Raw genomic sequence first — 8,556 nt, 5'->3', positions numbered from 1 at the left:
AACATCACCGGCGCCGGCAGCCTGACCAAGTCCGGCGCCGGCACGCTGACGCTGAGCGGCCAGAACCAGTACAGCGGCGGCACCACGCTGTCCGGCGGCACCCTGATCGGCGACACCCACAGCCTGACCGGCGCCATCGGCACCGCGACCGGCGCCAGCCTGGTGTTCAACCAGGCCACGGGCGACGACGGCAGCTTCGGCGGCGCGATTTCCGGCGGCGGTAGCCTGACCAAGAACGGCGGCGGCACGGTCACCCTGACCGGCGCCAACACCTATACGGGCGGCACCACCGTCAACGCCGGCACGCTGGCGGGCAACGCCACCAGCCTGCAAGGCAACATCAACATCGTCGACGGCAGCGCGCTGATCTTCAACCAGACCGGCGCCGATGGCACTTATGGCGGCAACATCACCACCACCGGTAACAACACCGGCACGCTGACCAAGGATGGTTCGGCCAACCTGACGCTGACCGGCAACAACACGGTCGGCGGCGGCACCACCGTCAACGGCGGCACGCTGCTGGTGAACGGCACGCTGGGCGGCGGCAACGTCACGGTCAACGCCGGCGGTTCGCTGGGCGGCTCGGGCTCGGTCGCCACCGACGTCACGCTGGGCAACGGCGCGCACCTGGTGGCGGGCACGCCGGGCAATCCGATCTCGTTCGCGCAGAACCTGAACCTGTCGGCCGGCACCCAGCTGGACTTCACGCTGGGCGCGCCGAACTCGGCCACCACCGCCGTGACCGTGGGGCAGAACCTGGCCCTGAACGGCGTTCTCAACATCTACGACGGCGGCAATCTCGGCACGGGCGTCTATCGCCTGTTCTCGTACGGCGGCACGATGACCGGCGCCGGCCTGACCTACGGCGTCCTGCCGTCCGGCTACACCAGCGCCAACCTGACCCTGCAGAACCAGCCGAACCAGGTCAACCTGGTGCTGCAAAGCCAGCCGGGCGAGATCCTGTTCTGGAACGGCGCCAAGACCACGCCAGACGGCGTGATCGCCGGCGGCAGCGGGACCTGGAACGCCGCGGGCAACAACTGGACCGACGCCAGCGGCAACCTGGCCAGCAACTGGAACGGCAAGTACGCGGCCTTCTCCGGCGCCAGCGGCACCGTCACCATCGACGGCAGCCAGGCGGTCACCGGCGTGCAGTTCCTGACCAGCGGCTACACGCTGGCCGCGGGCGCCGGCGGACAGCTCAGCATCGCCCAGGCGCTGACCCCGTTCCGGGTCGAGGCCGGCGCCACCGCCACCATCGCGGCGCCGATCACCGGCGCGGGCGGCATCGAGAAAGGCAACGGCGGCACGCTGATCCTGGCCGGCAACAACACCTACACCGGCAACACCTCGATCCGCAGCGGCGTGCTGCAGGTGACCCAGGACAGCCAGCTGGGCAATGGCGGCGCGATCTCGCTGAACGGCGGCACGCTGCGCATCGCCGATGCCGGCTACACCACCACCGCCCGGACGATCTCGCTCGACGGCACCGGCGGCGGCCTGGACATCGTCGCGGCCAACCAGACGTTCACGCTGAACCAGTCCATCAACGGCACCGGCGCGCTGCTCAAGCAGGGCGACGGCACCCTGGTGCTGAACGGCGTCAACGCCTATGCCGGCGGCACGGTGATCGCCGGCGGCACGCTGGAAGGCAACAGCGCCAGCGTCAAGGGCAACGTCAGCACTTCGGCCGGCACCACCCTGCGCATGAACCAGGGCGCCGATGGCGCCATGACGGGCGGCATCAGCGGCGGCGGCCAGCTGGTCAAGGACGGCGCCGGCGCGCTGACGCTGACCCAGCCGTCGACCTACACCGGCGGCACCCGCATCAACGCCGGCACCCTGATCGGCGACACCAGCAGCCTGCAAGGCGCAATTACCAACAACGCCACGCTGGTGTTCAACCAGGGCTCGGATGGCGATTTCTCGGGGTCCCTCGCGGGCGCTGGCACCCTCGTCAAGCAAGGCGGCGGCTCGCTCGGCGTGGGCGGATCGCAGACCTTCAATGGCACCGTCGCGATCAACGGCGGCACGCTGCAACTGGGCAGCGCCCAGGCGCCGGCCACCCTGCCCGCCGCGGTGCAGGTCAACAGCGGCGGCACCCTGGCCGGCTACGGCACCATTGCCAGCCTGACCAACGCCGGCACCGTGGTCAGCGGCTCGGGCGCGGGCGGCGGGCTGAAGGTCAGCACCAACTTCAGCAACGGCGCGGGCGCCACGCTGGCGGTCGGCGTCGGTCCGAACGCCGGGCCCAACGTGTACGTGACCGGCACCGCCGCCCTCGGCGGCACGCTGAAAGTGACCAACAACGGCCCGCTGACCGGCAACGACACCTTCACGGTGCTCACCGCCGACCAGGGCCGCCAGGGCGTGTTCGCCAGCACCGTCCTGCCGCAGCTGGCCTTCGTCGACGCGGCGGTCGGCTACGATCCGAACAACGTCACGGTGTCCTTCACGCGCAACCAGACCGGCTTCGGCTCGGTGGCGCAGACGCCGAACCAGCGCGCCGTGGCGGGCGCCCTGGGCGGCATGGCCCCCAACTCGGCGCTGTATGGCGCCTTGCTCGGGCTGACCGCCGACGAGGCCGCCGCCGCGTTCAAGCAGTTGTCCGGCGACAGCCATGCGTCGCTGGCCTCGGCGCTGATCCGCAGCTCGGAATCGGCCCGCGCCCTGCCGCTGAACCACCTGCGCGACAGCCTGCAGAGCGAGAGCGCGCAGGACGGCCGTCCCTGCGACGAAGCGCTGCGCACCAACGGCGGCTATTCGCAGCGCTTCTCGTGCCAGCGCAACGTCTGGGCCGAGGTCATCGGCAACTGGCAGAGCCAGGATGGCGACGGCAACGCGCCCAGCTACAAGCAGCGCGTGGGCGGCGTGCAGGCTGGCGGCGACATCCGCGTCGGCGACGGCTGGCGCGTCGGCATGGCGCTGGGCTACCAGGACAGCACCATCTGGCAGGACAGCCGCAATGCCCGCGCCAAGGTCGACAGCTATAGCGTCTCGCTGTTCGGCGGCAAGTCGTTCGTGCAGCCCGGCGGTTCGGCCTGGAACCTGATGGCAGGCGCGGCCTACAGCTGGCATCGGATCGACAACCGCCGCGACCTGACGCTGGCGGGCCAGAACCAGGAGCTCAAGACCAAGTACGACGGCAACACCACGCAGATCTTCGGGGAACTGGGCTACGCCATCCCGGTGACGCCGCGGGCCACGGTCGAGCCGTTCGTCGGCGCCGCCTGGATCAAGCAGCGCATGGGCGGCTTCTCGGAAAACGGCGGATCGGCGGCGCTGTCGGCGGGCAGCGACAGCAACGACATCACCACCACCACCGTGGGCCTGCGCGGCAAACTGGACACCGAGATCGCTGGCGCCCCCGCGCGTCTGCGCGCCTCGCTCGGCTGGCGCCACGCGATGGGCGATGTCGATCCCGAGCGCACCATGGCCTTCAGCTCGGGCCCGTCCTTCACGGTGGCCGGCACGCCGGTGGCGCGCAACGCCGCCGTCACCGAACTGGGCGCCGAGATCGCGGTCTCGAAGAACGCCTCGATCGGGCTGGGCTACCAGGGCCAGTTCGGCAACGGCAGCCGCGAGAACGCCGGCTTCCTGAACGTGCGCTGGAACTTCTGAGGGCGGCGCGCGGTCCTGCCACGGCCCGCGCGGCAGCACCCGGCGCGTCAGGGAAAGCGCCGGGCCGCCGCCCGGACGCGGCGCGTCAGGTCGGGTCCGCGGCCGGATCGGCGGCCAGGCGCGCATGGATCTGGTCGATGCGCAGGCCGTCGCGGCGCGTGATCTCGAAGCGCCAGTCGCGCCACACGATCACATCGCCAGTGTCGGGAATGCGGCCTTCGGCGCGCAGCAGCCGGCCCGCCAGCGTCGCGTCGCCGGCGTCATCGGCCAGGTCCGCCACCTCCAGCACCCGCGCCGCCTCGGCCAAGGCGAGGCGCCCGTCGAGCAGCCACGAGCCGTCGGACAGCTGCAGCGCCTCGGGCGCCGCCTCGCTGTCCTCCGGCAGCTCGCCGGCCACCGCCGTCAGCACGTCCATCGGCGTCACCAGCCCTTCGCACACGCCGTGTTCGTCGACCACGATCAGCATGTGATCGCGCGAGGCGCGCAATTCGTCCAGCACCTTCAGCACCGGCGTGGTTTCCATCACGTAGCGCGGCTCGCGCGCCAGTTCGACCAGGTCGATCGGGCCCGGGTTCTGCAACAGCGGCAGCAGGTCCTTGAAGTGCAGCACGCCCAGCACGTTGGCCGGATCGCCGGCGCACAGCGGCAGGCGCGAGTGGCCTGAGGCGAACTTGCGCACGATCGCGTCGGGCGTATCGGCCACGTCCAGCCAGACCATGTCGCCGCGCGCCACCATGATGGCGCGCACGTCGTGGCCGCCGATCGCCAGCACCCGTTCGATCATCGAGCTTTCCTCGGGCGCGAAGGCCGGCTCCTCGCCGGCGCTGTCCACCAGCGCCACCACATCGTCGGCCTGCTGCGACGCCTGGGCGCCGCGGTCGGCGCGCAACAGCCGCAGCACGGCCTGCGCGGTGCGCTGGCGGCGGCCCAGGGCATGCGTGCCCTTGGCCCGGTTGCGGCGCGCCAGCTGGTTGCACAGCTCGATCAGGATCGAGAAGCCGATCGCGGCGTACAGGTAGCCCTTGGGCACGTGGAAGCCCAGGCCTTCGGCCACCAGGCTGAAGCCGATCATCAGCAGCAGGCCCAGGCACAGGATCACCACGGTCGGGTGACGCGCCACGAAGCCCATCAGCGGGCGGCTGGCCAGCATCATCACGGCCATCGCCACCACCACCGCGATCATCATGATGCTCAAGTCCTGCACCATGCCGACCGCCGTGATCACCGAGTCCAGCGAGAACACCGCGTCCAGCACCACGATCTGCAGGATCACCTGCCAGAACACCGCGTGCTGGACCTTCTGGCCCGTGTCGTGGCCACGGCTGCCCTCGACCCGCTCGTGCAGTTCCATGGTGCCCTTGAACAACAGGAACAGGCCGCCCAGGATCAGGATCAGGTCGCGCCCCGAGATCTCGGCGCCCAGCACCGTGAACAGCGGCGCGGTCAGCGTCACTACCCAGGCGATGCTGGCCAGCAGCCCCAGCCGCATCAGCATGGCCAGCGTCAGGCCGATCATGCGAGCGCGGTTGCGCTGCGCCGGCGGCAGTTTGTCGGCCAGGATGGCAATGAATACCAGGTTGTCGATACCCAGCACGATTTCAAGAATGACCAGCGTCGCCAGGCCAAGCCAGGCGGTCGGGTCGGACATCCAGTCGAAGATCATCAACGTTCCACAAATAGGATCGGACGCGGACGCGCGCACGCGTCCGGCAGCCCGGAGGCTGTCGCAAGGGACAGGCAGGAAAAGGATAGTTCAGCGGCGCCGGTCCGGCGCGGCCGGGCGCGGATGACCCGGCGGGCCGGCGGCGCCCGGCCGCCTATGCGGGGCGTGGGCGCGGCGGCGCGATCATGGAGAGCCGGCCAGGAGCGGCCAGACGCCGGAAGCCGGCTGGGAGGGGGGATCGGGCGCCGCTGCGCGAGCGGCGCCCTACTAGGAGGCGGGTCGTCGGTCATAGATGGCGAAACCGTCCGCGCTTGTCAGGCAAGCGCTGGCCGCGTGTTCCGCCCTGCTCTCATTCTTTCAGGAATCTGAATATTAGCTGAAAGGTAAAAAAGAGAAAAATCGGGGTCGACCCGCATTGGAAGGTTGTCGTGGTCATGGAATCAGTGACAAACTCAGCGCACGTGCACCACACATAAGCTGTCGCGGGATCCCATTCACTCGGGAGCCGAACGCTCCGGAGGTCGTCGCCTCGCGGGCCGCAGCGCCGCCAGGACCGCCCTGTCCGGACGCCGGCGCCAATGCTGGAGCGATGAATGAAAGACCAACCTGTATCCGGACGGCGCGGCCTGCTCAAGGCCCTGGCCGTGGGTGTCCCCGGCGCCGCCTGGGCGCCCGCCACCCTGGCCGCGCCCGAAGCCGCCACCCCGCCGGCAGCCTCATCGGCAACCTCACCGCCCGCCGCGCCCGCCCAGGCCCCCAACCGCGCGCTCCGATTCTTCAACGCCCAGGAGGCGCGCGCCATGGACGCCATCGCCGCGCGCCTGATTCCGGCCGACGAGCTCGGCCCGGGCGCCAAGGAGGCCGGCGTGACCCAGTTCATCGATGGCCAACTGGCCGGCGCCTGGGGCGCGGGTGAACAGTTCTATCGCCAGGGCCCCTTCGAAAAAGGCACGCCGGAACAGGGCTACCAGCTGTCGTTCACACCCGCCGAGATGTTCCGCCGCGGCCTGGCGGCGCTGGACGCCGCCACCCGCAAGCAGGACGGCAAGCCCTATGCCGAGCTGGACAGCGCGCGCCAGGACGCCTGGCTGCACGACATGCAGGCAGGCAAGCCGGATTTCTCGCCGCTGCCGTCGGAGGTGTTCTTCCAGGCCCTGCTGGACGCCACCATCGAAGGCTTTTTCTCCGACCCGCTCTATGGCGGCAATGTCGACATGGTCGGCTGGAAGCTGGTGGGGTTTCCCGGCGCCTACGCCTCGTTCTCGAACGACATCGAGCGTCATGGCGTGATCTGGGCCGGCCAGCCGGTGTCCATCGCCAATGCGCGCGGCCACATGATGAAACCGGGAGACGGCCATGGCTAAGACCCTGCCCGCGGTGGATGTGGCAATCGTCGGCGGCGGCTGGACCGGCGCCATCATCGGCAAGGAGCTGGCCGCGGCCGGCCAGCGCGTGGTGGTGCTGGAACGCGGCGAAGCGCGCTGGCCCTCGCCCGATTTCCAGGGCCCCTACGTCCACGACGAACTCAAGTACACGCGGCGCCACGAACTGCACCAGAACGCGGCCACCGAAACCTTCACCTTCCGCAACAACACCGACCAGAAGGCGCTGCCGATGCGGCGCTGGCAGTTCGCCTACCCCGGCACGCACCTGGGCGGCGCGGGCAACCACTGGTCCGGCGCGTACTACCGTTTCGACCCGACGGACTTCCGCATCCGCAGCCACTACACGGAACGCTACGGCGCCAAGATCTTCGACCCCGAGCTGACCTGCCAGGACTGGCCGCTGACCTACGACGAGCTGGAACCGTACTTCGACCGCTACGACTACCTGATCGGCGCGTCCGGCCAGGCCGGCAATCTCAAGGGCCAGAAGCAGGAAGGCGGCAATCCCTTCGAACCGTGGCGCTCGCGGCCCTACCCCAACCCGCCCATGAAGGTGCCCTACGCGCCGGCGCTGTTCGGCGAGGCCGCCAGGAAACTGGGTTACCACCCCTACGTGCAGCCGTCCGCGCTCTGTACCCGGCCCTACGTCAACAGCGAAGGCCTGCACATGAGCGCCTGTGTGTACTGCGGTTTCTGTTCCAACTTCGGCTGCGAACACTTCGCCAAGGCATCGCCGCAGGTCTGTATCCTGCCGGTGGCGCTGAAGCTGCCGACCTTCGAGATCCGCACCGGCGCGCACGTGCTGCGCGTCGAACTGACCCCGGACAAGAAGCGCGCCCGCGGCGTGACCTATGTGGACGCGGCCGGCGAAGAGGTCTTCCAGCCGGCCGAGATCGTGGTGCTGTGCGCCTTCGGCATCAACAACGTGCGCCTGCTGCTGCTGTCCGGCATCGGCCAGCCTTACGATCCGGTCACGGACAAAGGCGTGGTGGGCCGCAACTATACCCACCAGACCACCTCGGGCGTGAATCTGTTCTTCGATGAATCGGTGAACATCAATCCGTTCATGGGCGCCGGCGCGGTGGCCGTCACCATGGACGACTTCAGCGCCGACAACTTCGACCACGGACCGCACGGCTTCGTCGGCGGCGGCTATCTGCAGATCCAGGTGGTCAGCGGCGCGCCGATCGGCTTTCATCCCACGCCCAAGGGCACGCCGGCCTGGGGGGCCGAGTGGAAAAAGGCGGTCAAGCGCTACTACAACCACGCCGCCAACATCACCATCACCGGCTCGGCCCAGCCGTGGCGCGGGGGCTACCTGAGCCTGGACCCGACCTACAAGGACGCCTGGGGCCTGCCGCTGCTGCGCGTGACCTACGACTTCCCCGACAACGACATCCGCATGTCGGCGTTCCTGACCGAACGCGGCGACGAGATCGGTCGCGCCATGAAGGGCGTGACGCGCACCGAGCCCGGCCCGCGCAAGCGGCCGTTCTCGGCCACGGTCTACCAGTCGACCCACCTGACGGGCGGCGCGGCCATGGGCGCCGATCCCGCCACCAGCGTGGTGAACCGCTACGGACAATCGTGGGACGTGCCCAATGTGTTCGTCACCGGGGCGGCGCTGTTCCCGCAGAACTCGGGCTACAACCCCACGGGCACGGTAGGCGCCACGGCCTACTGGATTGTCGAGAAAATCAAGGCGGACTACCTGCGTTCGCCGGGACGGCTGGTGTGATCATGATCGAACATCGCAATGGCATCCTCATCGCCGTGGCGCTGATGGTGGGCGTGCCCGCCATCACGCTGCTGGCCACGCTGCACCAGATGTTCGGCACCGGCGGCGACGGCCCGATCCGTGCCTCGGCGGTCCAGGCGCCGCCC

At 69.6% G+C, this 8,556-nt stretch carries 4 protein-coding genes; 3 read left to right on the top strand and 1 reads right to left on the bottom strand.

The window, feature by feature from the left end:
* Positions 1-3,624: autotransporter domain-containing protein (locus AruCF_RS29505; protein ID WP_083036782.1), on the top strand; the 3,624-nt coding region annotated here is incomplete at its 5' end.
* Between the two features lie 85 nt (positions 3,625-3,709).
* Here AruCF_RS29505 and AruCF_RS13975 read toward each other — a convergent pair.
* A complete protein-coding gene (locus AruCF_RS13975; protein ID WP_049073614.1) occupies positions 3,710-5,287 on the bottom strand; it encodes a TerC family protein in 1,578 nt (525 codons plus the stop codon).
* A 593-nt stretch (positions 5,288-5,880) separates the two neighbouring features.
* Here AruCF_RS13975 and AruCF_RS13970 point away from each other — a divergent pair.
* Positions 5,881-6,651 (top strand): gluconate 2-dehydrogenase subunit 3 family protein, encoded by a 771-nt coding sequence (locus tag AruCF_RS13970; protein ID WP_049073612.1) that lies wholly within the window; start codon positions 5,881-5,883, stop codon positions 6,649-6,651.
* Positions 6,644-8,410 (top strand): GMC family oxidoreductase, encoded by a 1,767-nt coding sequence (locus tag AruCF_RS13965; RefSeq protein WP_049073611.1) that lies wholly within the window; start codon positions 6,644-6,646, stop codon positions 8,408-8,410. Before AruCF_RS13970 ends, AruCF_RS13965 begins: the two co-directional genes overlap by 8 nt.
* Positions 8,411-8,556 lie beyond the last annotated feature (146 nt).

The sequence above is a fragment of the Achromobacter ruhlandii genome, assembly GCF_002082135.1.
In the GTDB taxonomy this organism is placed as follows: Bacteria; Pseudomonadota; Gammaproteobacteria; order Burkholderiales; family Burkholderiaceae_B; genus Achromobacter; species Achromobacter ruhlandii.
Note: the sequence above shows the minus strand (reverse complement) of the source record. Positions and strands in the feature narration are given on the sequence as shown.

Bases quoted from the DNA above. Each gene is read 5' to 3' on its own strand.
- AruCF_RS13965 (WP_049073611.1), top strand. From the start codon at position 6,644: ATGGCTAAGACCCTGCCCGCGGTGGATGTGGCAATCGTCGGCGGCGGC.
- AruCF_RS13975 (WP_049073614.1), bottom strand. From the start codon at position 5,287: ATGATCTTCGACTGGATGTCCGACCCGACCGCCTGGCTTGGCCTGGCG.
- AruCF_RS13970 (WP_049073612.1), top strand. From the start codon at position 5,881: ATGAAAGACCAACCTGTATCCGGACGGCGCGGCCTGCTCAAGGCCCTG.